This is a genomic window from Ensifer sp. ZNC0028 (genome assembly GCF_000799055.1).
GTDB lineage: Bacteria > Pseudomonadota > Alphaproteobacteria > Rhizobiales > Rhizobiaceae > Ensifer.
Map to the genome: position 1 here is coordinate 63,512 of NZ_JTLA01000070.1, position 26,808 is coordinate 90,319.

Annotated in this window: 25 protein-coding genes; 13 read left to right on the top strand and 12 right to left on the bottom strand. The window is 63.7% G+C overall.

From position 1 onward, the window contains the following. Nucleotides 1-122 precede the first annotated feature (122 nt). Nucleotides 123-1,607, top strand: coding sequence for a catalase KatA (katA, locus tag L981_RS16525; RefSeq protein WP_043618306.1), 1,485 nt, complete (start codon nucleotides 123-125; stop codon nucleotides 1,605-1,607). A 93-nt stretch (nucleotides 1,608-1,700) separates the two neighbouring features. On the opposite strand, the gene L981_RS16530 is transcribed toward katA, so the two are convergent. Further along, nucleotides 1,701-2,651, bottom strand: a complete 951-nt coding sequence (locus L981_RS16530; protein ID WP_043618309.1) for a LysR substrate-binding domain-containing protein — start codon at nucleotides 2,649-2,651, stop codon at nucleotides 1,701-1,703. Between the two features lie 206 nt (nucleotides 2,652-2,857). On the opposite strand from L981_RS16530, the gene L981_RS16535 reads away from it, so the two are divergent. Then, nucleotides 2,858-3,154 (top strand): DUF1127 domain-containing protein, encoded by a 297-nt coding sequence (locus tag L981_RS16535; protein ID WP_043618311.1) that lies wholly within the window; start codon nucleotides 2,858-2,860, stop codon nucleotides 3,152-3,154. A 302-nt stretch (nucleotides 3,155-3,456) separates the two neighbouring features. Here L981_RS16535 and L981_RS16540 read toward each other — a convergent pair whose 3' ends face one another. The 6 genes from L981_RS16540 to L981_RS16565 form a co-directional block, all read right to left on the bottom strand. Next, nucleotides 3,457-4,287, bottom strand: coding sequence for a DUF937 domain-containing protein (locus tag L981_RS16540; protein WP_043618315.1), 831 nt, complete (start codon nucleotides 4,285-4,287; stop codon nucleotides 3,457-3,459). Between the two features lie 125 nt (nucleotides 4,288-4,412). Continuing rightward, nucleotides 4,413-5,786, bottom strand: coding sequence for a glutamate--cysteine ligase (locus L981_RS16545; protein ID WP_043618318.1), 1,374 nt, complete (start codon nucleotides 5,784-5,786; stop codon nucleotides 4,413-4,415). 243 nt (nucleotides 5,787-6,029) lie between these two features. Next, nucleotides 6,030-6,767, bottom strand: a complete 738-nt coding sequence (locus L981_RS16550) for a 16S rRNA (uracil(1498)-N(3))-methyltransferase (RefSeq protein WP_043618322.1) — start codon at nucleotides 6,765-6,767, stop codon at nucleotides 6,030-6,032. A gap of 11 nt (nucleotides 6,768-6,778) precedes the next feature. Then, the gene (locus L981_RS16555) at nucleotides 6,779-8,284 is read right to left on the bottom strand and encodes an inorganic phosphate transporter (RefSeq protein WP_043618420.1); all 1,506 of its coding nucleotides are present in this window, start codon (nucleotides 8,282-8,284) and stop codon (nucleotides 6,779-6,781) included. A 139-nt stretch (nucleotides 8,285-8,423) separates the two neighbouring features. After that, on the bottom strand, nucleotides 8,424-8,930 hold the full coding sequence (locus L981_RS16560) for an NUDIX hydrolase (protein WP_043618423.1): 507 nt from the start codon (nucleotides 8,928-8,930) through the stop codon (nucleotides 8,424-8,426). A 316-nt stretch (nucleotides 8,931-9,246) separates the two neighbouring features. Continuing rightward, nucleotides 9,247-10,035 (bottom strand): FadR/GntR family transcriptional regulator, encoded by a 789-nt coding sequence (locus L981_RS16565; protein ID WP_082006058.1) that lies wholly within the window; start codon nucleotides 10,033-10,035, stop codon nucleotides 9,247-9,249. Nucleotides 10,036-10,322: 287 nt separating this feature from the next. On the opposite strand from L981_RS16565, the gene L981_RS16570 reads away from it, so the two are divergent. After that, nucleotides 10,323-11,597 (top strand): DUF3422 family protein, encoded by a 1,275-nt coding sequence (locus tag L981_RS16570; protein ID WP_043618325.1) that lies wholly within the window; start codon nucleotides 10,323-10,325, stop codon nucleotides 11,595-11,597. A 24-nt stretch (nucleotides 11,598-11,621) separates the two neighbouring features. On the opposite strand, the gene L981_RS16575 is transcribed toward L981_RS16570, so the two are convergent. Then, nucleotides 11,622-12,518, bottom strand: coding sequence for a LysR family transcriptional regulator (locus L981_RS16575; protein WP_043618328.1), 897 nt, complete (start codon nucleotides 12,516-12,518; stop codon nucleotides 11,622-11,624). Nucleotides 12,519-12,624: 106 nt separating this feature from the next. On the opposite strand from L981_RS16575, the gene L981_RS16580 reads away from it, so the two are divergent. The 4 genes from L981_RS16580 to glcF all read left to right on the top strand — a co-directional run bounded on the left by L981_RS16580 (nucleotide 12,625) and on the right by glcF (nucleotide 17,092). Then, a complete protein-coding gene (locus tag L981_RS16580) occupies nucleotides 12,625-14,064 on the top strand; it encodes an FAD-linked oxidase C-terminal domain-containing protein (RefSeq protein ID WP_043618331.1) in 1,440 nt (479 codons plus the stop codon). Beyond that, on the top strand, nucleotides 14,061-15,272 hold the full coding sequence (gene glcE, locus L981_RS16585) for a glycolate oxidase subunit GlcE (protein ID WP_043618334.1): 1,212 nt from the start codon (nucleotides 14,061-14,063) through the stop codon (nucleotides 15,270-15,272). The genes L981_RS16580 and glcE overlap by 4 nt, the downstream gene beginning before the upstream one ends. A gap of 32 nt (nucleotides 15,273-15,304) precedes the next feature. Next, a complete protein-coding gene (locus tag L981_RS16590; RefSeq protein WP_043618337.1) occupies nucleotides 15,305-15,685 on the top strand; it encodes a membrane protein in 381 nt (126 codons plus the stop codon). A 111-nt stretch (nucleotides 15,686-15,796) separates the two neighbouring features. Then, entirely contained in the window at nucleotides 15,797-17,092 is a 1,296-nt protein-coding gene (gene glcF / locus L981_RS16595) for a glycolate oxidase subunit GlcF (RefSeq protein ID WP_043618340.1), read from the top strand. A 66-nt stretch (nucleotides 17,093-17,158) separates the two neighbouring features. On the opposite strand, the gene L981_RS16600 is transcribed toward glcF, so the two are convergent. Both L981_RS16600 and L981_RS16605 read right to left on the bottom strand, forming a co-directional pair. After that, nucleotides 17,159-17,854 (bottom strand): L,D-transpeptidase, encoded by a 696-nt coding sequence (locus L981_RS16600; protein ID WP_043618343.1) that lies wholly within the window; start codon nucleotides 17,852-17,854, stop codon nucleotides 17,159-17,161. Between the two features lie 191 nt (nucleotides 17,855-18,045). Next, the gene (locus L981_RS16605; protein ID WP_043618346.1) at nucleotides 18,046-18,819 is read right to left on the bottom strand and encodes a L,D-transpeptidase; all 774 of its coding nucleotides are present in this window, start codon (nucleotides 18,817-18,819) and stop codon (nucleotides 18,046-18,048) included. Between the two features lie 256 nt (nucleotides 18,820-19,075). Here L981_RS16605 and L981_RS16610 point away from each other — a divergent pair, with 256 nt between their 5' ends. Then, the gene (locus tag L981_RS16610) at nucleotides 19,076-19,720 is read left to right on the top strand and encodes a DNA-3-methyladenine glycosylase I (protein WP_043618349.1); all 645 of its coding nucleotides are present in this window, start codon (nucleotides 19,076-19,078) and stop codon (nucleotides 19,718-19,720) included. 54 nt (nucleotides 19,721-19,774) lie between these two features. On the opposite strand, the gene L981_RS16615 is transcribed toward L981_RS16610, so the two are convergent. Further along, nucleotides 19,775-20,161: a DUF305 domain-containing protein gene (locus L981_RS16615; RefSeq protein ID WP_043618352.1), complete on the bottom strand. Its 387-nt coding sequence runs from the start codon at nucleotides 20,159-20,161 to the stop codon at nucleotides 19,775-19,777. 109 nt (nucleotides 20,162-20,270) lie between these two features. After that, nucleotides 20,271-20,699, bottom strand: coding sequence for a hypothetical protein (locus L981_RS16620; RefSeq protein WP_043618355.1), 429 nt, complete (start codon nucleotides 20,697-20,699; stop codon nucleotides 20,271-20,273). 438 nt (nucleotides 20,700-21,137) lie between these two features. Here L981_RS16620 and hisS point away from each other — a divergent pair, with 438 nt between their 5' ends. From hisS to L981_RS16645, 5 genes are all read left to right on the top strand, one after another. Beyond that, nucleotides 21,138-22,649, top strand: a complete 1,512-nt coding sequence (hisS, locus tag L981_RS16625) for a histidine--tRNA ligase (RefSeq protein WP_043618357.1) — start codon at nucleotides 21,138-21,140, stop codon at nucleotides 22,647-22,649. A 5-nt stretch (nucleotides 22,650-22,654) separates the two neighbouring features. Continuing rightward, entirely contained in the window at nucleotides 22,655-23,797 is a 1,143-nt protein-coding gene (locus L981_RS16630) for an ATP phosphoribosyltransferase regulatory subunit (protein ID WP_043618360.1), read from the top strand. Beyond that, nucleotides 23,794-24,489: an ATP phosphoribosyltransferase gene (gene hisG, locus L981_RS16635; RefSeq protein WP_043618363.1), complete on the top strand. Its 696-nt coding sequence runs from the start codon at nucleotides 23,794-23,796 to the stop codon at nucleotides 24,487-24,489. Before L981_RS16630 ends, hisG begins: the two co-directional genes overlap by 4 nt. Before the next feature lie 146 nt (nucleotides 24,490-24,635). After that, nucleotides 24,636-25,343, top strand: a complete 708-nt coding sequence (locus L981_RS16640) for a glutathione binding-like protein (RefSeq protein WP_043618366.1) — start codon at nucleotides 24,636-24,638, stop codon at nucleotides 25,341-25,343. Between the two features lie 87 nt (nucleotides 25,344-25,430). Beyond that, nucleotides 25,431-26,654, top strand: a complete 1,224-nt coding sequence (locus L981_RS16645; RefSeq protein ID WP_043618428.1) for an NAD(P)/FAD-dependent oxidoreductase — start codon at nucleotides 25,431-25,433, stop codon at nucleotides 26,652-26,654. Nucleotides 26,655-26,808 lie beyond the last annotated feature (154 nt).

Here is a 26,808-nt window from a genome sequence, read left to right on the forward strand (position 1 = left end):
AAACGCTCTTGCCAGAGCGTTCGGGCTTTGATCGTCGCCGCAACCTGCGGCTGGCAGTCGCCGTGACTGCCGCCGGTCCTGTGTGACCACCCGGACGCGAAACCCTTTGACAGGAGGACGCGATGTCTGATCGACCCATATTGACGACGAGTGCCGGAGCCCCGGTGCCGGACAACCAGAATTCGCTGACGGCCGGCCCGCGCGGCGGCGTCATGATGCAGGACTATCAGCTTATCGAGAAGCTGTCGCATCAAAACCGCGAGCGCATCCCCGAGCGCGCCGTGCATGCCAAGGGTTGGGGCGCCTATGGCACGCTGAAGATCACCGGCGACATCTCGAAATACACCAAGGCTAAGGTTCTGCAGCCGGGCGCCGAGACGCCGATGCTGGCGCGCTTCTCCACTGTCGCCGGTGAGCTTGGCGCCGCCGATGCCGAACGCGACGTGCGCGGCTTCGCGCTGAAATTCTATACGCCCGAGGGCAATTGGGACCTCGTCGGCAACAACACGCCGATCTTCTTCGTCCGCGATGCCTACAAGTTCCCGGACTTCATCCACACCCAGAAGCGCCATCCGAAGACCAACCTGCGCTCGGCGACCGCCATGTGGGACTTCTGGTCCTTGTCGCCGGAAAGCCTGCACCAGGTCACGATCCTGATGTCCGACCGCGGATGTCCGGTCTCGCCGCTGCACATGAACGGCTACGGCTCGCACACCTTCTCGCTCTGGAACGATGCCGGCGAGCGCTATTGGGTCAAGTTCCACTTCAAGACCCAGCACGGCCACAAGCACTACACCAATGCCGAGGCGGCGGACGTGATCGGCCGCACGCGCGAAAGCTACCAGGAAGCGCTCTATGGCGCGATCGAGGAGGGCAATTATCCGCGCTGGACGCTTCAGGTTCAGGTCATGCCGGAGCTTGAGGCGGAAAAGACCCCCTACAATCCCTTCGACGTCACCAAGGTCTGGCCGCATGCGGACTATCCACCGATCGAGGTCGGCGTGCTGGAGCTCAACCGCAATCCGGAGAACTATTTTGCCGAGGTCGAGAACGCCGCCTTCTCGCCGTCCAACATCGTGCCCGGCATCGGCTTCTCGCCGGACAAGATGCTGCAGGCGCGGCTGTTCTCCTATGCCGACGCCCACCGCTACCGGCTCGGCACGCACTACGAGCACATTCCGGTCAACAGGCCGAAATGCCCGGTGCATCACTATCACCGCGATGGCCAGATGAACACGTTCGGCGGCATCCAGACCGGCAATTCCAACGCCTACTACGAGCCGAACTCGTTCAACGGTCCAGTCGAGCAGCCCTCCGCGATGGAGCCACCGCTGCGCATCAGCGGCGACATGGCTCGCTTTGACCACCGCGAAGGCAACGACGACTACAGCCAGCCGCGCGCGCTGTTCAACCTGTTCGATGCCGGCCAGAAAGCACGCCTGTTCTCCAACATCGCCGCGGCGATGCGCGGCGTGCCGGGCCTGATCGTCGAGCGCCAGCTTGCGCATTTCAAGCGCGCCCATCCGGACTATGAAGCCGGCGTGCGCGCGGCGCTTCACGCGGCTTATGGCTACGAAGCCGACGCTGTCGGCACGGCAGCCGAATAAACCGGTGGCGAGGTCGGCCGCGTGCCGATCTCCGGATAAAAAAGGCCACGCATCGGCTTGGTGCGTGGCCTTTCCTGTCTCTGCGTTCCGCTCTTACCAGCCCGGCAGCATATGGCTCTGACGGAGACGCGGATAACGCGGGAAGCCCTTGATATCGGCTTCGAGATCGTCATTGGCGCTGATCGGCGTGATGTTGTCGAGGCAGGCGGTGATGTGGTTGCTGATTGCGTTCGAAAGCGAGGGCGACAGGCCCGGCCGCTTCATGATGCCGATCTGGACCGGCGCGAGCGCCGGGAAGCCGTCGGCAAGCGTCAGCACCTTCATGCCTGGGCGCAGTGCCGATTCCGGCAGGACGGAGACGGCCATGCCGGCAAGCACCGCGGCGGCGACGACCGTCGACGACCAGCTGGTGAACAGGATCTGGTATTCCCGGCCTGTCGCGTCGAGCGCGGCGCAGGCGGCCTGGCGCCACAGACAGTCGCGCCGGCCGACAGCTAGCGGGATCGGCGCGTTCTCGGGCAGCGGGTGGTTGATCGAGCTCACCCAGCAGAGCGGCTCGGTCCTGACGACGTCGGAGGCGCGGGCGCGCGGATTGTGGGTGACGAGCGCGATGTCGAGGTCGCCCTTGGCCATCTTTTCGGCGAGGTCCACGGAGGGCTCGCAGACGATGTAGAGCTCGACATTCGGATGCGTCTTGGCAAACCGCATGATGATCTCGGGCATGTAGCGGTCGGCATAGTCGTCGGGCGTGCCGATCCGGAGCGTGCCTTCGAGGCGATTGTCGTCGAAGGAGGCGATCGCTTCGTTGTTGAGGCGGATCATCCGGCGTGCGAAATTGAGCAGCCGGTCGCCTTCGACCGTCAGCCTGTTGCCGCGGCCGTCCTTCATGAACAGCGCCTTGCCGATACGCTCTTCCAGGCGGCGCATCTGCATGGAAACGGCGGATTGAGTCTTGAAGACCCGGTCGGCCGCCTTGGTGAAGCTGCCCGTATCGGCGATCGCGACAAAGGTCTGGAGCTGATCGATATCAAGGGGTGCGGACATGGCCGTGATGCATCCATAAGATTGTTTGATGAATATCATTAAAAACATTCGTTGGACTGATCAATAAGGATTTGCGATCTATCGGAAGCAAATTCATCGATCCCGGCCGGCAATTTCGCCGGCGAATCCCAAACTCTTCGGCCCGCCCCTGCGTTCGACCTCCCCGCAGGGGATGGGCCTCTTCGTGCCTGAAAGGAGAAATTGTCATGCGCACGACACAGCACGCCCTCGATCTCGACCTCGTTGCCGGAAAGCAGTCCTATGCCTCCCGCGCCGTCGGCGTGACAGGCATGCTCGCGTCCGTATGGCAGCAACTCCGAAACCGCTATGCGATCGGCCGTCTGAAGGACCTGGATGACCGTCAGCTCCTCGACATGGGGCTGAAACGCGAAGATGTGCGCGAGGCGATCACCTCGCCCTTCTTCGACAATCCGGCCAGCTACCTGACCCGCGCGTCGCGAAACCGGGCGAGCCTCTTCTACAAAGGGGCCCGCCACGACTGAACGTCCCCCAATGGCGCATCCCGCCGCTTGAGATGTGCCAGTCGAGCATGATCCGCGAAAGCCTGCCGCCGCCGCGGGTCATGCTGCGAATTTCAGAGTTTCGGCGCTGCTGACCTCAAGGGTCGCGTGCCCAAACGTTCCCCGCAGGGTAGAGCCAATAGACCCTGCCGCTTGGCCCGGTGCATGACCAAGACATGTACCGGGCCTTTTTCTTTCCGAAGCTATTCGAGACAGCGCGCTGACGCCCGCACGTGCAGGCGATCGCTGCGTCCGATGGTGTCTTTCGTCGGGGAGGGGTGGCCTCAGCCCTTTGTGCCGGGGCCGGTCTTGTAGAGGTCGAACAGCGCCTCGACGTTCTTCTGGTATTCCTTCTGCATCTCCAGCCCGGTGTCGAACATGCTGTTCATCACCTGGGAGAATTGGGCCAGCGCCGGGTTGTCGGGTGCCGGCTTCTGCCCGCCGGCGGCACCCGCCTGCATCATGTCCTGAAACGCCTTGACGAAGGGGTTGTCGGCAAAGACGTCAGCTGTCTTCGGCTTCTCTTCCTTCTTCGGAGCCATGCCGAAGAAGCCCTGCATCGCCTGGGTGAAGGGATTGTCGAACGGGTTCGGCTGCGGTTCCGGCTTCTTGGCGAAACCGGCCGCTTCCATCCATTGCCGCATCGCGGTTGCCATCGGATTGTTGGCAAAGGCATCGCTTGCGGCGGCAAACTGGCCGGTCGTCTGCTTGAACAGCCCGCCCATCAGCGTATCGGCCATCACCGGCAGCATCTGCTTGTAGATTTCCTGGCTGACACCGGTGACCTGGGCCGCCTGCGCGGCGATCGCGCGCGACATTTCCTTCGAGCCGAACAGTTGCCCGAGAACGCCGTTGCCGTCGGCCATGCCCTGCGGCGTAAAGGCCTGGCTCATGTCTTCGAAGTATTTGGCGTAGTTGCCGCTGCCAAGCGCGGTCAGCAGGGCGCCGAAGTCATAGGGGTTGGCGGTGTTGCGCTTGAAGGCGGCGGAGAAGGCCGGCAGCAGTGCCGCCGTCGCCTTCGTCATCTGCTCCTGGGCGATGCCGAACTGTTGCGCCATCAGCTCGATGGCCTTGCCGTTCTGCGCCTGCGCGAACATGTCGAAAAGCGGTGCCATCCCAGTTCCCCTTTATGGACGCGCGGCGCTCTAAGCGACGCATATCCTTGCACTATAACGGGAAATCGGGGCCTGGGAACCGCTTTTTGAGGGGGCGCGACAGGCGTCGCGCGCCCGTGTGGGCCTTAGTACTGGTATTCGGCGAAGACCGGATCGACGGAGCCGTTCCAGCGACCATTGTAGAGCGCCAAAAGGTCTTCCGCGAGCGTCGCCTTCTTGGCCAGCACCTCGTCGAGCGGCGCCAGGAACTGGCTTTCGTCGATACCGTCGCCGTTCAGCCGGTTGCGGCGCTTCAGGCCGCCACGCGAAATGGCGATGACCTCGCGCGCGATGTCGTAGAGGCTGCCGCTGCGGAACTTGGCGGCAAGCGCCTGCGCAGGAACGGCGTTGCGCATGGCGCTCACCTCTTCGAACGTCCAGTCACGTGTCAGTGCCTCGGCCGCGTCGAGTGCTTCGCCGTCGTAGAGCAGGCCGACCCAGAAGGCCGGTAGCGCGCAGATCCGCCGCCACGGGCCGCCATCGGCGCCGCGCATTTCGAGGAAGCGCTTCAGGCGCACGTCGGGGAACAGCGTCGACAGATGGTTGGTCCAGTCGCCCATGTTCGGCTGCCAGTCGGCGACCTCGCCCTTGAGCGCGCCGCCCATGAACTGGCGGAAGGTAATGTGGGTGCAATCGTGGTAGTGGCCGTCGCGCACGACGAAGTACATCGGCACGTCCAGCGCCCACTCCACGTAGTCGGCAAAGCCGAAATCCGGGCGGAAGGCGGACGGCAGCAGGCCGGCGCGCTGGTTGTCGGTGTCGCGCCAGATGTCGCCGCGCCAGGAGAGCAGACCGTTCGGCTTGCCGTCGGTAAAGGGCGAGCTGGCAAACAGCGCCGTCGAGAGCGGCTGCAGCTTCAGGGACACCTGCATCTTGCGGCGCATATCCTCTTCCGAGGAAAAGTCGAGGTTCACCTGGATCGTACAGGTGCGGTACATCATGTCGAGGCCCTTGGTGCCGACCTTGGGCATGTAGCGGCTCATGATGCCGTAGCGCGATTTCGGCATGCGCGGCGTTTCTTCGAAGGTCCACTTGGGGCTGCCGCCGATGCCGAGGAAACGGATGCCGAGCGGCTCGGCGACTTCGCGCAGGACCGCCAGATGCTGGTTCGATTCCTTGCAGGTCTGGTGCAGGTTTTCGAGCGGCGCGCCGGAAAGCTCGAACTGTCCACCCGGTTCCAGCGAGATCGCGCCGTTGCCCGATTGCTCGGCAAGGCCGATGATGTTGCCTTCGTCGATGATCGGTTCCCAGCCGCTTTTCGCCGCCATGCCGTTCAGAAGCGCCTGAATGCTGGCCTCGCCGAAATAGGGAACGGGGCTGTTGTCCGCCTTAAAGAAGGCGAACTTTTCGTGCTCCGTGCCGATCCGGAACCGCTCCTCCGGTTTCGAACCTTCTGCCAGGTAGGCGGTCAGGTCAGCGACAGAGGTTACCGGCGTCTGGTCGGTGGTATCTCGGGCCATGAGCGTCTTCTTTTGTTTGGGCGGCTCCCGCAGGTTAGCGGGAGATGATGGAGGCTGCTTGAACCGTTATCAGGTGCGGTGCAAGTCAATTTCTTTCAAGATCTCATCAAAAAAACTAGGACATTTGCTTGCTCTGGAGCAAGCACCGCGGAAATGGGGTTTGTTGACCCAACTCTGCCTTGTCGCAGTGATCGCCTTCTTCTAGGGGAGCGAGCGGCGTCCGATTTGCTTGGCAGCGACCGGCTATCGCCAGTCGCCGACAGTGGCCTGGATGACCGCCATGGCGGCGACCGCTGCCGTGTCGGCCCTGAGGATGCGTGGCCCAAGCGGAATGGCGGTGACGAAATCGAGGCTGTGCAACAGCGTGCGCTCGGCTTCCGAGAAACCGCCTTCCGGGCCGATCAGCAGTGCGAGCTTCTCTTCCTTGATGCCGGAAAGGATCGGCAGCGGGTTCTGGCTGTCGCTGCCTTCGTCGCAGAAGATGATGCGCCGGTCGCCCGGCCAGGTGGCGAGCAGGTCTTCGAGCCGGCGCGGCTCTAAGACATCGGGAATGCCGAGCACGCCGCATTGCTCGGCGGCTTCGATGACATTGGCGCGAACGCGCTCGATGTTGCCGAGCTTGCCCTGCACGTGCTGCGTCATGACCGGCTGCAAGGTGCCGGCGCCCATTTCGACAGCCTTCTGTACGAGATAGTCGAGCCGCCCGACCTTGAGCGGAGCAAAGAGGTAGACGAGGTCGCAAGGCTTAGGCTGCGGGCGCGTCTGCTCGACGGGGGTGAGCACCAGCCGCTTCTTGGCTGCGAAGGAAAGCTCGGCCCGCCACTCGCCGTCGCGCCCGTTGAAGACCAGGATCGAGGCACCCTCTTCGTACCGCAGCACGTTCACCAGGTAGTTGAACTGCTCCTTGGTCGCCTCGTGCGCCGAGCCGGCGCTCAAGGAGTGTTCGACGAACAGTCGCTGCATGCGAAAATTGGCGCGCATCGAGAGGACCTTCAGGTGAAAATGCCGGAGAGGATGAAATAAAGCACGGCCGATAGGGCCGCCGATGCCGGGACGGTGATGACCCAGGCGCCGATAATGGTGAGGAAATGCGAGCGGCGCACGAGGCGCCGGCGCCGGACTTCGGCGAAGTTCGTTTCGGCCGATTCCATGAAGTCGGCCTGTCCCGTTTTCTGCCGGACATATTCCAGGCGACGCTTGGAATTGCGGATGTACCATTCGCGGAAGAAGCCGACGCCGAAAACGGCACCGACGGCCGTGTGGGTCGAGCTGATTGGCAGGCCGAGCGCCGATGCCAGAAGCACGGTGACGGCGGTGGCGAGCGCGACGCAGAAGGCACGCATCGGGTTGAGCTTGGTGATTTCCTGGCCGACGACACGGATGAGCTTCGGGCCGTAGAGCAAAAGACCGATCGAAATGCCGAGCGCGCCGATCGCCAGTTCCCATAAGGGGGCAGGCGCTTTGTCCGTCGTGATCACGCCATCGAGCGCCGACACGATCGCGGACAGTGGCCCGATCGCGTTGGAAACGTCGTTGGCGCCGTGGGCGAAGGAGAGCAGCGCCGCAGCCACGATCAATGGAAGGCGGAAGAGCCGGCGGAGCGACTGGTTGCGGTTGTCGAGCCCTTCCGATTGCCTGACGATCCAGGGCTTCGCCTGCAGATAGACCGCGAAACCCGCCACGACGCCGGCCGCAAGGCCCACGGGCATGCTGATCGCGGCCACCTGAACCAGGGCGATCACCGCGAGATAGGCCGTGAAGCAGCCGGCGGTCACGCCGAGGATGACCGGCATCCATCGCCTGGCCGCGGCGATCTTGTCCTCGCGGTAGATGATGAATTCCTTTAGGAAGGCGAGGAAAGCGGCGGCGATCGCGCCGCCGAGTAGCGGCGAGACCGACCAGCTGAGCGTGATGCCGGCGAGCGACCACCATTGCACGCTGGAGAAGCCGGCGGCCGCGATGCCGGCACCGACGATGCCGCCGATGACCGAGTGCGTGGTTGAAACCGGCGCTCCGGAATAGGTGGCGATGTTGATCCACGCCGCCGAGGAGGCGAGGGCCGCCATCATGATCCAGACGATCGTCTGCGCGCCGAGCACGTCTTCGCCGTAGACGATGCCGGCCTCGATCGTCAGCGAAACCTGCCGCCCGGCAAGCAGAGCCCCGGCGATTTCGAAGATCGCGGCGATGGTGAGTGCGGTTGCCATCGACATCGCCTTGGCGCCGACGGCCGCACCGACGTTGTTGGTCACGTCGTTGGCGCCGATGTTCATGGCCATGTAGCCGGCGATGGCGGCAGCCGCGATGATGATCGGCGCGGTTGCTGAACTCGTCACGAAGCTCGCGGCAAAGGCCATGCTCAACAGCAGGAACAGCCCGGCGAGCGCGGGCGCCGCCAGGCTGCGCTTGACATGCTGCGAGGCTTCTTCGGCAAGGCTGAACTTGTCGAGGTCTTTATCGATCGTCTGTTTTGCGAGGCGCGTGCGCGGCTTGGCCACTGCCGGAAACTCCATTGTCACAACGGCCACTAAGGCCACTGCGACACGCATTCAAGTGGATTTGATGGACATCCGTGTGGCGCAGGCCGGGAACCCGCGTCGGGAGGCTTTGAATGTCCTCGGGGGACCGACGGAGAGATTAGCCGTTCACGGCCTTCGGCATCGGCGTTGGCGCGCTCTCCATGCGCTCGCCGAAGGCGAGGATGAGATCTTTCAACGACGGTTCGGCAACCCGTGAGGCCGCTTCCCTGTAGTCGACCCATTCGAGCTGCCGGCGCCCTTCCTCGGGAAAGTGCTTGCAGAGGTCGTCGACTTCCAGCGCGTGGACCTGCACCTTGACCGAAATCTTCAGGCCGTGATCCATGCGCTTCTGGTAAAGGTAATAGCCGGCAGTCGCCTTCTGCACATGCCCCTTGACGCCGGCCTCCTCGTAGGCTTCGCGTTCGGCCACTTCGTGGGCGCGCTTGCCCTGCATCGGCCATCCCTTGGGGATGACCCAGCGGCCCGTATCGCGGCTGGTGATCAGGAGAATTTCGAGGGCCTTGGTCTTCTTGCGGATCCGGTAGCAGAGCGCGGCGTACTGCATGCGCGCCGGTCGACGCAGCATCAATTGGACATCGGATGCGAGCCTGTTCAAGAAGTTCAAGGTCGTCTGTGCTCCTCTCGGCGAATCAGTGATCTCAGTTGCTTTATCGGCCAGTATGGCAGCGTCCTGCAGCGTGTAAATGTCGCGGCCATTCGGCAGCCGGATATGCGGCTTGCTTTCCGCAGAACTGTGGTCCGGATACGACAGGATATGGTGTTTTCGCGGCAAGTTTACAAACCGACTGACAGCCATACGTTGTCTTCCGATCACGATTGGTTGCGGATTGGAACGGTTCGAGATCGCAAGTGTGATCGATTGCAACCGGGTGAGGCTGCTGCGGAGGTGGAGCCGAGGGGTGGCGCGCCGGGCCGAGCCGTCAGTTCGCGCGGTCGCGCTGCTGCATGCGCAGCCGGGCGATGCGGTTCCATTCTCCGGTGCGTTCCGCCTCGCGGGTGGCGGCGGCGACGAAGTCAATATGGCTCTGCGAGGCGGCTTTCGCCTTCGCCGGATCCCTTGCCATGATCGCCTCGTAGATCGCTTCGTGCTGGACGAGAAGCCGGTCGCGCGCGCCCGGCGCATCGAAGACCGAATTGCGATGGAAGAATATGCCCTGCTGCAGCAGCCGGTAGCAGGCGCGCAACGTATGCAGGAGAATGATGTTGTGGGCGCTTTCGCCGATCGCCTGATGCAGTTCGATGTCGGCTTCGAGTTCGGCATCGAAATCGCCGGCGGCGTGCGCCTTGCGCATACGCTCGATGATCCGTGTCAGGATGTCACGGTCGTAATCGGTCGCGCGGGTCGCCGCCAGTTCCGCGGTCAGGCCCTCGAGCTCGCGCCGGTATTCGAGGTAGTCCTGGGTCGCCTTGTGATGGCGCGCGATGAGATCGATCAGCGGCCTGGAAAAGATCTGCCCGACGACGTCGGCGACGAAGGTGCCGCCGCCGTGGCGGCTTTCAACGAGGCCGCGTCCTTCGAGTTCCTTCAGCGCCTCGCGCAGGATCGGCCGTGAGACGTCGAAGCGCTTGGAGAGTTCCCGCTCGCCGGGCAAGCGGTCGCCGTCTCGCAACACGCCCTCGAGGATCAGAAGCTCGATCTGCTGCACGACCTCGTCCGCCGTGCGGCTGTGGCTGATACGGGCGAAAAGGTCGATCTGGTCTTCGGTCACGTCTGGTCTCCAGACCACGAGGATTTCGGCCGGGTTTCGCCCGAAATCGCGAATGGTCGGTTTGCAATGCGGCAAGGGCGGCGGAAGAGCGTCGATGCTCGGCGCTCCTCCTGTCAGCGCCGCAATCTAGGCACGTCGCGCAAAGTGGTCAATTTGATTGTCCACTTGGCTGCGTCCGGTGGGATGCGACTGACAAAAGTCAAACTGCGGCAATGCGTCCTTTGTTCTTTTGCTCTTTCCGTTGATAAGGAAGTTGTGATGAACGCGTGAGGGGGACAAGGCGCTTCATGGCAAAGGGTAGTTTTGCATTTCCAGTGGCGCCGATGCGCGCCGTCGCCTTGGGCGAGGTTCATTCGCGCCCCTACGCGCTGGTGACCACGCCAAGGGTGATCTTTCAGCTCGCCTTTCTGACGGATGGCGGCTCGATCGTTGATCATGCGGTGTTGTCGGAGCTGACGCGCGCCCGTGGTATCGCGCCGCCCGGGCGCGACGCCAACCATCACGCCATGCCCTGGGGGCAGGGCACGTTGCGTTGGGAGCGTCACACCGAGTTTTCGACCTATTTCTGGGATGCGCCGGCGCCGGAGCAGTTCGGCGGCGAGGTGCCGATCCATCCGTTCGGCGACGGCTTTTCGCCGCCAGGCTCGCTGATTTCGGGCATCCGCCTGGAGATCCGGCCGGATACGCCCGAGACCCGCGAAGCCATCGGCCTCTTCGACCCAACCAGCCTCTGTTACAGCGAGACCAAGAACGGCCAGGCGGTGATCGTTACCGACTTCCGCCAGAACGGTGATGGCCTGACGCAGATCCTGGTGATCGATTGCGGCATGACGGAAGCCGGCACCGGCGCACTCGTCCAGCGTCTGCTCGATATCGAGACCTACCGGACCCTGGCGATGATGGGCCTGCCGCTTGCGCAGTCGCTGTCGCCGGAAATCCGCCGGACGGAGGACGGGCTGACGGCAGTGACCCAGCGCATGAAGGAAAACGTGCGCGAGGAGGCCGACGACATGCTGGCCGAGATCACCCGGCTTGCGGCCGATCTCGAGGCCGGGGCCGCACTCAGCCTTTACCGTTTCGGCGCCAGCCGCGCCTATTACGGCATCGTCCAGGAACGCATCCGCACGCTCGCGGAAACGCCGGTGCCGGGCTACGAGACCATCGGCACCTTCCTCGAACGACGCCTGGCGCCGGCCATGCGCACCTGTCAGTCGGTCGAGGAACGGCAGGCGAACCTATCGCGCAAGCTCGCCCGCGCAACAGCGCTGCTGCGAAGCTGGGTCGATGTCGAGCTTGAGCGCCAGAACAGCGCGCTTTTGAACTCGATGGACCGGCGCGCCAGACTGCAGCTGCGCTTGCAGCAGACCGTTGAGGGCCTGTCGGTCGCCGCCATCTCCTATTACGTCGTCGGGCTGTTCGGCTATCTCGCCAAGGCGGTCAGCCACGAGCTGCCGATCGATCCCGGTCTGCTGACAGGGCTTGCCGTGCCCTTCGCCGTTGCCGGGGTCTGGCTGATCGTGCGCCGCATTCGCCGCCACCACGAGGAAGGTGAGCACAAGTAATTCTGAGCGCGGATCTCGATCCGCCTACTGCTCCCAGTAGGGGATCGGCCCGTAGAGTTCGGCGAGATAGTCGATGAACAGCCGTACCTTGGCCGGCAGGAACTGCCGGCTTGGGTAGACCGCCGAGAGCGTCAGCTGCTTCGAGCCTTCCCATTGCGGCAGCACTTGCACCAGCTGGCCGCTGCGCAATTCCGGGCCGATATCCCAGGTGGAGCGTAGCGCGATGCCGGCGCCGGCGATGACGGCGGCGCGCACGATCTCCGAGGAGTTGGTGACGAGCGGCCCTTCCGGGTGCCAGACCAGCGCGCCCTCGGGCCCTTCGAGTTTCCAGTTGTCGTTGTTGTGCGCCGGCAGGCAGAGGTGGCTGGCGAGGTCGCCGATCTCTTTCGGTGCGCCGTTGCGGGCGATGTAGTCCGGCGAGGCGCAGAGCAGGCGGCGCACGGGGGCAAGCTTGCGGGCGACCAGCGACGAATCCACCAGCTCGCCGATCCGAACCGCCATGTCGAAGCCTTCCGCGACGATGTCGGTGAATTCGTCCGTCAGCACGATATGCAGCTTCAGGTCCGGATGGTCCTTCATGAACGTCGTCAGATGCGGCGCGATGTGCATGCGGCCGAAGGAAGTGGGCGCCGATATCCGCAGCACCCCGAGCGCATGCGACGAGCGGCCCGAGGCGTAGGCTTCCGCCTCCTCGATGCCGGTCAGGATGCCGAGCACCCGGTCGTAAAACCCCTGGCCGGCTTCGGTCAGCGAAATCTGGCGTGTCGTGCGCTGCAGCAGGCGTGTGCCGAGCCGGTCTTCGAGTCTCTTGATGCGCTTGGAGATCACAGCTGGGGAAAACCCCAGCGCCCGCCCCGCTGCCGACATACTGCCGGTGGAAACGACCCGTGCAAAAATCTCAAGATCGCCTAAATTCGTCATCAATCGTTGCCATTGTTTCCAAAACGGAAAAGCTCAATAGCATTTGCGAGGCCTCTGTCCTAGTGGTAAAGAAAATGAACCAATCGATACGCGGCGGGAGGAGCTGATGGCGGAGACAATCGGTTTTCTGCAGCCGAAACCAGAGGTTATCGCCCGGCGCCGCGAGATTGTCGCAGATCTCTCGGACCTCTTGCCCGAGGGCTGTCTGATCAGCGACGAGCGCGGACTGAAGCCGTTCGAGACCGATGCCTTCATCGCCTATCGCCGCATGCCGCTGGCGGTCGCCTTGCCGGAAACCACCGAACAGGTGGCCGCGCTCCTGAAATATTGCAGCCGCTACGGCGTTTCGGTCGTGCCGCGCGGCGCCGGCACCTCGCTTTCGGGCGGCGCCATCCCGCAGGAGGATGCGGTCGTCATCGGTCTCTCGAAAATGTCGCGCATTCTCGACATCGACCTTTTCAACCGCACCGCCACCGTCCAGGCGGGCGTTACCAACCTCAACATCTCCGAGGCCGTTTCCGCCGACGGCTTTTTTTACGCGCCTGACCCGAGCTCGCAGCTTGCCTGCACGATCGGCGGCAACATCGGCATGAATTCCGGCGGCGCCCATTGCCTGAAATACGGCGTCACCACCAACAACCTACTCGGCGTGAAGATGGTGCTGTTCGACGGCACCGTCGTCGAGCTCGGCGGCAAGGCGCTGGATGCGGCGGGTTACGATCTGCTCGGCCTCGTCTGCGGTTCGGAAGGCCAGCTCGGCATTGTCACCGAGGCGACGGTGCGGCTGATCGCCAAGCCGGAGGGAGCCCGCCCGGTGCTCTTCGGTTTCTCGTCTTCAGAAGCGGCCGGCGCCTGCGTCGCCGACGTCATCGGTTCCGGCATCATCCCGGTCGCGATCGAGTTCATGGACAAGCCGGCGATCGAGATCTGCGAAGCCTTCGCCCATGCCGGCTACCCGCTCGATGTCGAGGCGCTTCTGATCGTCGAGGTCGAAGGCTCCGAACAGGAGATGGATGCGATGCTCGCCAGCATCGTCGCGGTCGCGCGCCGCCACGGGGTTGCGACCATCAAGGAATGCCAGTCGGCCATGGAAGCGGCGGCGATCTGGAAGGGGCGGAAATCCGCCTTCGGCGCCACAGGCCGCATCGCCGACTATATCTGCATGGATGGCACCGTGCCGCTCAGCCAGCTGTCGCATGTGCTTGCCCGCACCGGTGAAATCGTCGCGAGCTACGGCCTGCGCGTCGCCAATGTCTTCCACGCCGGCGACGGCAACATGCATCCGCTGATCCTCTACAACATCAACGATCCGGAGGATGCCGCACGCGCCGAAGCCGCCGGTAACGATATCCTGAAGCTTTGCGTCGATGCGGGCGGCTGCCTGACGGGCGAACACGGCGTCGGCATCGAAAAACGGGATCTCATGCTGCACCAGTACAACCAGATTGACCTCGACCAGCAGATGGCGGCGCGCGCCGCCTTCGATCCGCAATGGATCCTGAACCCGTCCAAGGTCTTCCCGCTTAAAGGGCGTCCTGCCGCATGATCGTGCATTTCGAACCGGCCAGTGAAGAGGGGATTGCGACCGTCGTTCGCGCCATGGCGGCGGACAAGGCGTCGCTCGCGGTGATCGGCGGCAACACGCGCTCCGGCCTCGGCAATCCCGTGCGCGCCGACCGGGTGCTGTCGACCCGCCGCCTTTCGGGTATCGTCAGCTACAACCCGGCCGAAATGACGATCACCGCGCTTGCCGGAACGCCGTTGCGCGAGATTAACGAGGCGCTCGCCGAAAACCGGCAGATGCTCGCCTTCGAACCGATGGATCACCGGCCGATCTTTGCCTCCTCGGGGGAGCCGACGATCGGTGGGGTCTTTGCTGCCAACGTGTCCGGCCCCAGGCGCTATGTCGCCGGTGCGGCCCGCGACAGCCTGCTCGGCATTCGCTTCGTCAACGGCGAGGGTGAGGCGATCAAGGCCGGCGGCCGGGTGATGAAAAACGTCACCGGCCTCGATCTGGTCAAACTTCTGGCCGGCTCGCACGGCACGCTCGGCATCCTCACCGAAGTCACCTTCCGCGTCCTGCCGCTGCCGCCGGCGTCGCAGACCATCGTCGTCTCCGGGCTGAACGATGCGGAGGCCGCGGCGGTCATGGCCGAGGCGATGGCACAGACGACAGAGGTTTCCGGCGCGGCGCACCTGCCGGAGAGCGTGCGCGGACGGTTCCTGGAGGGCAGCCTTCCGGATGGTGCGGCCACCGTGCTCAGGCTCGAAGGGCTGGAGGCATCCGTTGCCATCAGGGCCGAAAAGCTGACGAAGGCGGTTGGTCGCTTCGGCGCAGTGACGCGGCTCGATGCATCGCAGACAGCAAAGCTCTGGGTCGAGATCCGCGACGTCAAACCCTATGCCGACGGTACCAGGAGGCCGCTCTGGCGCGTGTCCGTCGCCCCGTCGCTCGGCCATCAGCTGGTGGCTGCCCTGCGGCTGCAGACGGGCGTCGACGCCTTCTACGACTGGCAGGGCGGTCTCGTGTGGTTGCGCATGGAGGCCGATCCGGAAGCGGAACTGGTGCGCCGCTACATCAAGGTTCTCGGTGGCGGCCACGCGACCCTCGTCAGGGCCGATGATAGTTACCGCCAGGCCATTCCATCGTTTGAACCGCAGCCCTTGCCCGTGGCACAGTTGAGCGAGCGCATGCGCGCGAAGTTCGACCCGCACCGCATCTTCAATCCCGGCCGTATGGCAGCAATTTCCTAAGCGTCCGCGAGAGGGAGCAGGAGGGACAAGCAATGAGCGATAATGGTCCGCAGACACCGTTCTCCCGGGAGACCGATCGCTGGCTGGAGCCGGGCAAGATCAATGTCCAGGTGATCTATGTCCTCTATCTCGTCGGGTTTGCGGTGGGCATCACGCCGATCATCGGCGTCGTCATGGCCTATCTCAACCGCGGCAAAGGCGCGCCCTGGGTCCAGACGCACTATGTCTGGGCAATCCGGACCTTCTGGATATCGCTGCTGTTCCTGTTGATCTCGTTGTTGCTGACAGTGGTGCTCGTCGGCATCCTCGGCTTCATCGCCACCGCCGTCTGGATCGTCGTGCGCTGCGTCGTCGGCCTGCAAAGAGCCGCGCGCGAGGAGCCGATCACCAATCCCGAGGGCTGGATGGTCTAGGCCGGCATGCAACCGGAGACCGGCCAAGTCGACGGAAGCTGAAAACAGAATGTTGCAATCGACCGCGGCGCCAAGCGCCCGGTTCAGCAGGACGAAGAGTGGAGTTCGCACTTGCAGACCAATTTTACCGCCGCGCAGCTCGCCGATCCGCACGTGGCCGAATCCGAGGCCATTCTGCGCAAGTGCGTGCATTGCGGCTTCTGCACCGCGACCTGTCCGACCTATGTGACGCTCGGCGACGAGCTCGATAGCCCGCGTGGGCGCATCTATCTCATCAAGGACATGCTTGAAAACGGCCGGGCGGCCGACAAGGAAACGGTCACCCACATCGACCGCTGTCTGTCTTGCCTCGCCTGCACCACCACCTGTCCCTCGGGCGTCGACTACATGCATCTCGTCGACCATGCGCGCGTGCATATCGAAAACACCTATCGCCGCCCGTTCAAGGATCGGCTGGCGCGTTCCGTGCTCGCGGCGGTACTTCCCTATCCCCAGCGCTTCCGGCTGTCGCTGAAGGCAGCCGGCCTCGCCCGGCCGCTCGCCGGCCTGATGAAGCGCGTCGCCTTCCTGAAGACCTTCGGGGTGATGCTCGACCTCGCGCCGGCGGCCGTGCGGGAGCCCTCGGCATCGGCGACGCCCGGCGTTCATGCGCCCAAGGACAAGCGTGTCGGCCGCGTGGCGCTTCTGTCCGGCTGCGCCCAGCCGGTGCTGAAACCGGAGATCAACGAGGCGACGATCAGGCTGCTGACGCGGTTCGGCATCGAGGTGGTCGTTTCGGCCGGCGAAGGTTGCTGCGGCGCGCTGGTGCATCACATGGGCCGGGAAAACCAGGCGCTCGACGCCGCGCGCCGCAATGTCGATGCCTGGCTCAAGGTCGCCGACGAGGGCGGGCTCGATGCCATCGTCATCACCGCTTCGGGCTGTGGAACGACGATCAAGGACTACGGCCACATGCTGCGGCTCGATCCTGCCTATGCGGAGAAGGCGGCGCGTGTCTCGGCACTGGCGAAAGACATCACTGAATATCTGGCGACCCTCGACCTGCCGGAACAGGAGGCGCGCGGCATGACGCTCGCCTATCATTCCGCCTGCTCGATGCAGCACGGGCAGAAGATCACGCTTGCGCCGAAGCAGCTTCTGAAGCGCGCCGGGTTCGCCGTGCGCGATCCGGCCGAGGGCCATCTCTGTTGCGGCTCGGCCGGCACCTACAACATCCTGCAGCCGGAAATCTCGGCGACGCTGAAGGCGCGCAAGGTCAAGAATATCGAGGCGACGAAGCCGGACGCGATTGCCACCGGCAACATCGGCTGCATCACCCAGATCGCCAGCGGCACGAAAATCCCCATCCTGCATACGGTCGAATTGCTCGACTGGGCCTATGGCGGGGCGAAGCCTCAAGGGCTCTGAGACAAAGAAAAAAGCCGGTACCTTTCGGGAGCCGGCCTTTCTTGTTGGGCGGACGTTTCGGCGTTCTCAGCCGCCGAAGATCTGGCGGAAGATATCGACGCCGCGATCGTCGAAATAAGTGTCGCCGGCCTTGCTGCCGGGGCCGATGACGATGACCTTCGTGCCGACGTCGGCGCGGTCGTAGAGATGTTCCACGTCCTCGTTCATCATGCGGATGCAGCCGGACGACATGTTCTGGCCGATGGTCCAGGGCTGGTTGGTGCCGTGGATACGGAAGATCGTGTCGCGGCCGCCCTTGTAGAGATACATGGCGCGGGCGCCGAGCGGGTTGTCGATGCCGCCCTCCTGGGTGATCGGCAGAATGCGGCCCTTGGCGGCTTCACGGCGGCGCATTTCCGCCGGCGGCGTCCAGGTCGGCCATTCGGCTTTGCGGCCAACCTTCACCACACCCGACCAGCCGAAGCCGTCACGGCCGACGCCGATGCCATAGCGCGTCGCGCGGTTCGGGCCGTCGATGTAATAGAGAAACTTGTTGTTGGTATCGACGATGATGGTGCCGGGGGCTTCATCGGTGCGGAAGCGAACCTTGGTGCGCCAGTATTGTTTTGCCGGCTTCTTCGGAGTGGCCACGAGTACAACGTCTGACGACTTGACCTTGGGGCTCGCTACGGGCGCCGGCGTGAAAGCCGAGGCGCTGGCGGCCACAAGAATAGTGCTGGTCGCAATCGCGATTGCGACCACTTTGCTGGCATGACGCTTCATTTACGATTCCCTCTAAACCCTCGTTGCAGGCAGGCTATGCAAAATGCATCGAAGTTCAAGCGCGCGATACATCCGGTAGATCAAACGTGATCACAAAACTTGCCTGTCCTTATGCTGCTGTTGCCTGAATATCACGCATCGGCAACAGCAACACGGGTGAGGAGAGGGGAATATTCTATGCTGTGCTGCAATTAAATGACGATAACCTTCGTGCCGACTTTCACGCGCTCGTAAAGGTCGACGACGTCTTCGTTACGCATGCGGATGCAGCCGGAAGAGACGGCATAGCCGATCGTCCAGGGCGCGTTGGTGCCGTGGATGCGGTAGAGCGTCGAGCCGAGATACATGGCGCGCGCGCCGAGCGGGTTTTCCGGACCGCCATCCATGCGCGCCGGCAGGTAGTGGCCCTTGGCGGCTTCGCGGCTGATCATTTCCTGCGGCGGCGTCCAGCTCGGCCATTCCGCCTTGCGGGTGACCTTGTGGGCGCCGGCCCATTCAAAGCCCGGCTTGCCGACACCGACGCCGTAGCGCCGTGCCTCACCGTTGCCCGTCACCAGATAGAGGAAGCGGTTGTTGGTATCGATGACGATCGTGCCTGGCTTTTCCTTGCTCTCATAGGCAACCGTCTGCGGCAGGTACTGCGGGTCGAATTTCGATTTCACCGGCCGCTGGGCGCGAGTGGCGTTGGCCGGCTGAAGCAGCGGATTGACGACGCGGCGCTTGACCTGAGGCTGCGCGGCCTGTCCCTGCTGATAGTATTGTTTTCGGGTGGCCTGCGGAATCTGCTGCCGGTAGATCACCTGCCGCGCCCGGGGCTGCTGCCCGCCGAGCTGCATCACCCAGGGGGCGGTAAGATCGGGGCTGACGACGACAGGCGGCCTGTTCTGATACCGGTCCTGTGCTGCGGCCGGGCCGGCCACCAGTGTCAGAAGAGAGGCGGCTATAAGAAGAGACTTTTTCAACATCGGACGGACTCGCTACCTTTCGCCGAAAATCACTGAAGGGGGCGCAGTCTGCCCGAGAGCGGAATGCTCGAACGGACGGGTTGCGCCTTGGCAATGGGGGCGATCGTGTCATTTGGAGGGCGACCGAATGGTAAACGGTGCCTCGTTAAAAGGCGAAGGCGCCGATAAAGCTTTGGGTAGGGTTATCCGCAGCTTTAGGAATCTGGTTTGCAAATGGTAAAGGCATAAAAATGAGCAGGATGGAGCATAGAGGGCGATGACGGCCAAGGGCATTGTGATCGGTGAGGACGGATTTCTGCGCTGCGCCTGGCAGGGCAATCTTGACGATTATCGTCGCTACCATGACGAGGAATGGGGGCGCCCGGTCACCGACGACCGGCGGCTGTTCGAGAAAATCTGTCTGGAAGGTTTCCAGTCTGGCCTGTCATGGCTGACGATCCTCCGCAAGCGCGAGGCGTTTCGCGCCGCCTTTGCAGGTTTCGATTTCGACGCGGTCGCAACCTTCGGCGACGCGGAAATCGAGCGTTGCCTTGCCGATACCGGCATCGTGCGTCACCGAGGCAAGATCGTCTCGACCATCAACAATGCGCGCCGCGCCCAGGAGCTGAGGCAGGAGTTCGGGTCGTTGGCCGCTTATTTCTGGTCGTTCGAGCCGCAGGCGGCCGAGCGGCCGCAGGTGGTGACCTATGAGGTGATCGTCGCCAATCCGACGACCCCGACCTCGACCCGCATCTCCAAGGATCTGAAGAAGCGCGGCTGGACCTTCGTCGGCCCGACGACGATCTACGCTTTCATGCAGGCCATGGGCCTCGTCAACGACCACATCGAAGGCTGCCATTGCCGGACGGTCGTCGAGGAGCTGCGCGGCAAGCTTGCTAGGCCCCGGGCCCGGGGCGCCTGATACCGGCACCCGTCGCCTGCGTTGGGACGGACATTCGCCAGCAGCGGTGTTGGATTAGCCGCCGTTCTCGGCAAGCCACGCCTTCATCGTCCTGATCTCGCCTTCCTGCGCCTTGATGACCTCTTCGGCGAGCTTGCGCAGCGTTTCGTCCTTGCCGTATTCGAGCTCCACCTTCGCCATGTCGATCGCACCTTGATGGTGGGCGATCATGCCGCGCACGAAGTCGATGTCCGCATTGCCGGTGTAGGTGATGTCCATGTCCTTGTGCATGCGGGCATTGGCTTCGGCGAAGGCCTTGCTTGAAGGCGAGCCATCGCCTTTCGGCTTTGCGGCTTCGGCTGCGCCATGGTGCATGCTGCCGTGCCCGGTGTCTTCGGCCATCGCGGGTAAGCCGAGGCAGGCGGAAAGCGCGAGTGCGGCGATCAGCGGTTTCAGCGACATGGTGTTTCCTTCCTTGTCTGATATCTCGCACCGGGAAACCTGCCGTAGCCGGTCCCCTTGGCGCTCCATCAATCTAGGGAAGGCGTGTCTGCGGTTTCAATCCGCCCGTTCAGGCGTCGAGCGACGCGCGCTCACGCGGAAAGGCGAAAACGCCCTGCAGCATGTTTTCGCCGGTGGACGCGTCGAGCGACGATCGGCCGACGCAGAAGAGCTGTGCCGCCTTCAGGCTTGGCGAGTGCACGAGCGCCGTGAAGCAGAACGAGGACGGCGACGCGGTTGCCTGCTCGAGGATGTTGAGCACGGTCGCGCGATCCCGGCCGCCATAGGCGCGCACCAGGTCGACGATGCCGCAGGAGCGGGTGGAAGCGCCGAGCAGAGCGGCGGTTCGCTGGCCGAGGTGAAAGACGCCGCTGGCCAGATCGCAGCGCCATGTCTCGACGAAATAGTCGCGTTCATCGAGGTGGTCCATCCAGGCCAAGTGCGCCCCGAGATGCCCGGGTTGGATGGCTCCCGAGCCAGGTGTCATGAACCTCAACATGATGCCCTTCCTCTCGTCGCGCGGACGTGATGTCTCGTGCCGGAGACCGCCATTGCCGCAAGGCGCTTCGATGCGTTGTTTGCCATTGAAGTGTTTCCCCGATGCAGTCATTGCAGCGAGAAGTCGTTTGTGGGTACTCGGCCCTTGGCCGCGAAGATAGCCGATCACCGGTGCAGCCGGAACGTTGTCGATCGGTCGGGCGATAAACTTTTAGTGATTGCATGCTGTCTAATGCGCCTTGTGGTTGAGGTCAAGTCCTCCCCGGCGCGTCGCGATGGTGCGTGTCGATCCCGATATGCGAAGCCGACCCGTACCTGGCTTGGGCGCAAAGCGCCGGCGTATGGTCCGGGCGAACGCTTTGCGCCGTCCAAACCCTTGCCGCACCTTAACTGATCCGATAGGGAAAGCAGCCAACACGTGACAGTCCGGAATGCTCCCATGACCGAGAAACAGAAGAAACCGCAGAAGCTCAAGGCGCGTCTTCCGCGCGGCTTCGTCGATCGCTCCGCTGCCGATATCCGCGCGACCGACGAAATGATCGGCAAGATCCGGGCGGTCTACGAGCATTATGGTTTCGATCCGGTCGAAACGCCGTTGTTCGAATACACCGATGCACTCGGCAAGTTCCTGCCCGACAGCGACCGGCCGAACGAGGGCGTCTTCTCGCTGACGGACGACGACGACCAATGGCTGTCGCTGCGCTACGACCTGACGGCGCCGCTCGCCCGTCACGTCGCCGAGAATTTCAACGAAATCCAGCTGCCGTTCCGCACCTACCGCGCCGGCTATGTCTTCCGCAACGAGAAGCCCGGTCCCGGCCGCTTCCGCCAGTTCATGCAGTTCGACGCCGACACCGTCGGTGCCGCCGGCGTCCAGGCGGATGCCGAAATGTGCATGATGATGGCCGACACCATGGAAGCGCTCGGCATTGCGCGCGGCGACTACGTGATCCGCGTCAACAACCGCAAGGTACTCGACGGCGTGATGGAAGCGATCGGCCTTGGCGGCGACGACAAGGTGAATGCGCGGCTTACGGTTCTTCGCGCCATCGACAAGCTCGACAAGTTCGGCCCCGAAGGTGTCAGGCTCCTGCTCGGCGAAGGCCGCAAGGATGAGAGCGGCGACTTCACCAAGGGTGCTGGCCTCAATGCCGAGCAGATCGACAAGGTCCTGTTCTTCGTCGGTATCCAGAATTATGCCGAAAGCGCCGACGAACTGGCGGCGCTCGTTTCAGGCACCGCCAAGGGTGGCGAGGGCGTCCAGGAACTCAACACGATCCGCAGCCTGGTCGTCAGCGCCGGCTACGAGGCCGACCGCATCAAGATCGACCCCTCGGTCGTGCGTGGTCTCGAATATTACACCGGCCCGGTCTTCGAAGCCGAGCTGCAGTTTGCCGTCACCAACGAGAAGGGCGAAAAGGTCGTCTTCGGTTCGGTCGGCGGTGGTGGTCGCTACGACGGTCTCGTGTCGCGTTTCATGGGCCAGCCGGTGCCGGCGACCGGTTTCTCGATCGGCGTTTCGCGTCTGATGACGGCGCTGAAAAACCTCGGCAAGCTCGGTGCTTCGGACGTCATCGCGCCGGTCGTCGTCTGCGTCATGGACCGCGACCTCGAGGCGATGGGCCACTATCAGCGCTTCGTGCAGCAGCTGCGCCATGCCGGCATCCGCGCCGAAATGTACCAGGGCAACAAGAAGAACTTTGGCGACCAGCTGAAATATGCCGACCGCCGTGGCTCGCCGCTTGCCATCATCCAGGGCGGCGACGAGCGCGCCGCCGGTGTCGTGCAGATCAAGGATCTGATCGAGGGCAAGCGCCTGTCCGGTGAGATCGAGGACAATGCGGCCTGGCGCGAGGCGCGCGTGGCCCAGGTTTCCGTGCCGACGGCCGAACTGGTCGAAAAGGTGCGCGAGATGCTGACGGCGCAGGCCGAGGATCGGGCAAGGGGCTGACGGTCATGGCCCTCATCAATCTGCCTGCCTTTGCCGATGCGCTGCTTGCCGACTTCGAAAGCCTCGGAGCGCTGCGTGTCGACACCCCGGTGATCCAGCCGGCCGAGCCTTTCCTCGCCATGGCCGGCGAGGATCTGCGCCGCCGTATCTTCATGACCGAGAGCGAGACTGGCGAGAGCCTGTGCCTGCGGCCGGAATTCACCATTCCCGTCTGTCTCCGCCATATCGAGGCGGTCACCGGAACGCCGAAGCGCTATGCCTATCTCGGCGAGGTCTTCCGCCAGCGCCGCGAAGGTGGCAACGAATTCTACCAGGCTGGCATCGAGGATCTGGGCGATACCGACACGGCGGCAGCCGATGCGCGCGCCGTCTCTGACGCGATGCGCATCGTCGCCAACCGAGTGCCGGGACGGTCCCTCAGCGTGACGCTTGGCGACCAGGCCGTGTTTGAAGCCGTCGTTGGAGCCTGTGGCCTGCCGGCCGGCTGGCAGAAGCGGCTGATCCACGCTTTCGGCGACCAGAAGCACCTGCAGAAGCTTCTGACCGAGCTTGCCCATCCGCGGACCGTCGGCGTCTTCGGTCCCGAAGTGGTGCGGCTGTCGATGGACGGCCTGCTCGAGGACGAGGAGCGTCTCGTCGCGCATGTTGCCGCAACGATGGAAGCGACCGGCTATTCGACCAATGCCAGCCGCTCGCCTGAGGACATCGCGCGCCGGCTGAAGGAAAAGATGGAGCTGGCGAACACGCGGCTCGACCGCAAGACGCTGGACCATGTCGCTGCGTTCCTGGCGCTCGATGTGCCGCTTGCCGAGGCGCCGGCCGCACTCTTCGCTTTCGCGCAGAAATCCGGCCTCAAGATCGATGATGCGCTCACCCGCTTCGATGCCCGTGTGTCCGCACTCACCAAGACCGGTGCCGACATCGGCGCCATTCGCTATCGCGCGGCCTTCGGTCGCCCGCTCGACTACTACACTGGCCTTGTTTTCGAGGTCGAGCTTGCCGGCACGCATGCCGTTCTTGCCGGCGGTGGCCGCTTCGATCGGCTGCTGACCCTGCTCGGCGCCCGCGAGCACATCCCGGCCGTTGGCTTCTCGCTCTGGCTCGACCGCATCGAAAAGGCGATTGCCTCTGAAGGAGGCGCTCAATGACCATCACCATCGCGCTGCCGTCCAAGGGGCGGATGAAGGATGACGCCTCGGCGATCTTCGAACGCGCCGGCCTGAAGATCGTTGCCGTCGGTAACGACCGCTCCTATCGCGGCCGCGTCGAAGGCGCCGACGACGTTGAGATCGCGTTCCTTTCGGCGTCGGAAATCTCGCGCGAACTCGGCAACGGCTCGATCGATTTCGGCGTGACCGGCGAAGACCTCGTGCGCGAGGGTCTCGCCAACGCCGACGCGCGCGTCGAATTCTGCGCCCGTCTGGGCTTTGGTCATGCCGACGTTGTCGTCGCAGTCCCTGAGGTCTGGTACGACGTCGACACCATGGCCGATCTCGGCGACGTTGCCGCCGATTTCCGCGCCCGCCACGGTCGCCGTCTGGCGATCGCCACCAAATACTGGCGGCTGACGCAGAACCATTTCTCCGGCAGCCACGGCATCCAGCTCTACCGCATCGTCGAGAGCCTTGGCGCCACCGAAGGCGCGCCGGCCTCCGGTTCGGCCGACATCATCGTCGACATCACCTCGACCGGTTCGACGCTGAAGGCAAACCACCTGAAGATCCTGACGGACGGCGTGATCCTGCGTTCCGAGGCTTGCCTCGTTCGGGCGCGCAAGGCCGCCCACGACGGCGATCCGGTCGTGGCACGGATTATTGCGGCCGTTCGTAGCGTGCTTTGATGCTGCAAACGGGGCAGGGCGGGATCTCACGATCCCGCGGTTACAAAAATAAAGTAGGGCCCTCAAAAGGCGCGCCCTCCACTCCTATGTAAGTCCTGCGCGCGGCGTTCCTGCCGTTTCCCGCTGTTCCGTTCCAGGAGACCTTCATGGCCGATCTGTCCGCCTTTCCGATCACCAAGCGCTGGCCGGCGAAAAACCCTGATATCATCCAGCTCTATTCGCTGCCGACGCCGAACGGCGTGAAGGTTTCGATCGCGCTCGAAGAGTTGGGCCTGCCCTACGAGCCGCACCGCATCGCCTTCGATACCAACGATCAGAAGTCGCCCGAGTTCGTCTCGCTCAACCCCAACGGCCGCATCCCGGCGATCATCGATCCCAACGGCCCGGATGGAAAGCCGATCGGGCTGTTCGAGTCCGGCGCGATCCTCATCTATCTCGCGGAAAAGACCGGCAAGCTGCTGCCTGCCGACGCGGCCGGCCGTTACGAAACGATCGCCTGGGTGATGTTCCAGATGGGCGGCGTCGGCCCGATGTTCGGGCAGTTCGGTCACTTCTTCAAGTTCGCCGCCGACAAGGTCGCCAACAATTCCTACCCCGTCGAGCGCTACCGTGACGAAGCCAAGCGGCTGCTCGGCGTGCTCGAAGCCCGACTTGAAGGGCGGCAATGGCTGATGGGCGACGACTACACGATCGCTGACATTGCCACCTACCCATGGGTCGAGGGCGCGCGCAGATTCTATGGCGGCGCCGAGGTTCTGGATTACAAGAGCTTCCCGAAGGTGATGGCCTGGGTCGAGCGCGGCCTCTCGCGCCCGGCGGCTCTAAAGGGCATGGATGTGCCGCGCAAGGAATAGCAAACGGCGTGGCCTGTGCCAGAGTTGACGAAGCTCGGGCGGAAGGCTAGGCCTTGTTGTACAGATGAATAAAGGCAGGTGGGAAGCGTGTCCGGAAGGCTTGTTGTTGTCGGTGGCGGTCAGGCCGCCTTTGCTCTGGTTGCCAAGCTGCGTGCACTGAAGGACGAGCGGCCGATCACCATCGTCGCCTCCGAAGCAAGCCTGCCCTATCAGCGCCCGCCGCTCTCCAAAAAGTATCTCCTGCGTGAGATGAGCCTCGACCGGCTGCTCTACCGGCCGGAAGCCTGGTACGGCGAGCACGCGGTCGACTTGCGCCTCGAAACGACCGTGACAGGCCTGGACCGGGCCGGCAAGCGGGTGACGCTCAGCGACGGCACGTCGCTCGACTATGAGGTGCTGGCCTTTGCCACCGGCGCCACGCCGCGCCGGCTGCCCGCCTCTGTCGGTGGCGATCTCGAGGGTGTCTTCGTCGTTCGTGACTTCAGGGATGCCGATCGCCTTGCCGAGGAGATGAAGCCCGGCCGTCGCGCGCTCGTCATCGGTGGCGGTTACATCGGCCTCGAGGCGGCGGCCGTCGCGCGCACCTGCGGGCTGGACGTCACGGTCATCGAAATGGCCGACCGCATCCTGCAGCGTGTAGCCTCCTCGGCGACATCGGGCCTCGTGCGCGACATTCATCGTGGTCGCGGCGTCGATATCCGCGAGGGCACCGGCCTCAACCGCCTCGTAGGCGACAATGGCCGTGTCACCGCAGCGGAACTCTCCGACGGCTCCGCGTTGCCGGTCGACGTCGTCATCGTCGGCATCGGCGTGACCGCCAATGATCGCCTGGCGCATGATGCCGGGCTCGAAACCGCAAATGGCATCGTCGTCGATGCGCACGGCCGCACCTTGGATCCTGCGATCTTCGCGATGGGTGATTGCGCCGTTCTGCCCTTCGAGGATCTGCGCATCCGGCTGGAGTCGGTACAGAATGCCGTCGATCAGGCCGAAGCGGTCGCCGCGATCCTTGCCGGCAGCGACGCCCCTTACGAGCCCAAGCCCTGGTTCTGGTCCGACCAGTATGACGTCAAGTTGCAGATCGCCGGCTTCGGGCTCGGCCATGACGAAACGATCGTCAGGCCCGGCCAGCGCGAAGGCAGCGTGTCGGTCTGGTATTTCCGGCAGGGGCGCCTGGTGGCCGTCGACGCGATCAACGACGCCAAGGCCTATGTGACCGGCAAGAAGATGCTGGAGACCGGCGTCAACCCCGACCGGGCCGTCATCGCCGATCCGCAATCCGACCTCAAGGCGCTGCTGTCGCAAGCATAGGCGGCGAAACCACGCCAGGCAGCGCCTTTTGCAAAGTGCAACTTCAAGGCGGCTTGGTTTCAATTTTCATTAACGACGCCACTATTGTTTTGCCGCGCAACCGGGCGGCAAAGCGACGATTTATCATTTCCTTAAATCACCTACCGGCAACACA

What these genes read in the sequence shown, in the direction of transcription:
- katA (WP_043618306.1), top strand. Translation starts at nt 123, where the DNA reads ATGTCTGATCGACCCATATTGACGACGAGTGCCGGAGCCCCGGTGCCG.
- L981_RS16530 (WP_043618309.1), bottom strand. Translation starts at nt 2,651, where the DNA reads ATGTCCGCACCCCTTGATATCGATCAGCTCCAGACCTTTGTCGCGATC.
- L981_RS16535 (WP_043618311.1), top strand. Translation starts at nt 2,858, where the DNA reads ATGCGCACGACACAGCACGCCCTCGATCTCGACCTCGTTGCCGGAAAG.
- L981_RS16540 (WP_043618315.1), bottom strand. Translation starts at nt 4,287, where the DNA reads ATGGCACCGCTTTTCGACATGTTCGCGCAGGCGCAGAACGGCAAGGCC.
- L981_RS16545 (WP_043618318.1), bottom strand. Translation starts at nt 5,786, where the DNA reads ATGGCCCGAGATACCACCGACCAGACGCCGGTAACCTCTGTCGCTGAC.
- L981_RS16550 (WP_043618322.1), bottom strand. Translation starts at nt 6,767, where the DNA reads ATGCGCGCCAATTTTCGCATGCAGCGACTGTTCGTCGAACACTCCTTG.
- L981_RS16570 (WP_043618325.1), top strand. Translation starts at nt 10,323, where the DNA reads ATGGCAAAGGGTAGTTTTGCATTTCCAGTGGCGCCGATGCGCGCCGTC.
- L981_RS16575 (WP_043618328.1), bottom strand. Translation starts at nt 12,518, where the DNA reads ATGACGAATTTAGGCGATCTTGAGATTTTTGCACGGGTCGTTTCCACC.
- L981_RS16580 (WP_043618331.1), top strand. Translation starts at nt 12,625, where the DNA reads ATGGCGGAGACAATCGGTTTTCTGCAGCCGAAACCAGAGGTTATCGCC.
- glcE (WP_043618334.1), top strand. Translation starts at nt 14,061, where the DNA reads ATGATCGTGCATTTCGAACCGGCCAGTGAAGAGGGGATTGCGACCGTC.
- L981_RS16590 (WP_043618337.1), top strand. Translation starts at nt 15,305, where the DNA reads ATGAGCGATAATGGTCCGCAGACACCGTTCTCCCGGGAGACCGATCGC.
- L981_RS16600 (WP_043618343.1), bottom strand. Translation starts at nt 17,854, where the DNA reads ATGAAGCGTCATGCCAGCAAAGTGGTCGCAATCGCGATTGCGACCAGC.
- L981_RS16605 (WP_043618346.1), bottom strand. Translation starts at nt 18,819, where the DNA reads ATGTTGAAAAAGTCTCTTCTTATAGCCGCCTCTCTTCTGACACTGGTG.
- L981_RS16610 (WP_043618349.1), top strand. Translation starts at nt 19,076, where the DNA reads ATGACGGCCAAGGGCATTGTGATCGGTGAGGACGGATTTCTGCGCTGC.
- L981_RS16615 (WP_043618352.1), bottom strand. Translation starts at nt 20,161, where the DNA reads ATGTCGCTGAAACCGCTGATCGCCGCACTCGCGCTTTCCGCCTGCCTC.
- L981_RS16620 (WP_043618355.1), bottom strand. Translation starts at nt 20,699, where the DNA reads ATGTTGAGGTTCATGACACCTGGCTCGGGAGCCATCCAACCCGGGCAT.
- hisS (WP_043618357.1), top strand. Translation starts at nt 21,138, where the DNA reads ATGACCGAGAAACAGAAGAAACCGCAGAAGCTCAAGGCGCGTCTTCCG.
- L981_RS16630 (WP_043618360.1), top strand. Translation starts at nt 22,655, where the DNA reads ATGGCCCTCATCAATCTGCCTGCCTTTGCCGATGCGCTGCTTGCCGAC.
- hisG (WP_043618363.1), top strand. Translation starts at nt 23,794, where the DNA reads ATGACCATCACCATCGCGCTGCCGTCCAAGGGGCGGATGAAGGATGAC.
- L981_RS16640 (WP_043618366.1), top strand. Translation starts at nt 24,636, where the DNA reads ATGGCCGATCTGTCCGCCTTTCCGATCACCAAGCGCTGGCCGGCGAAA.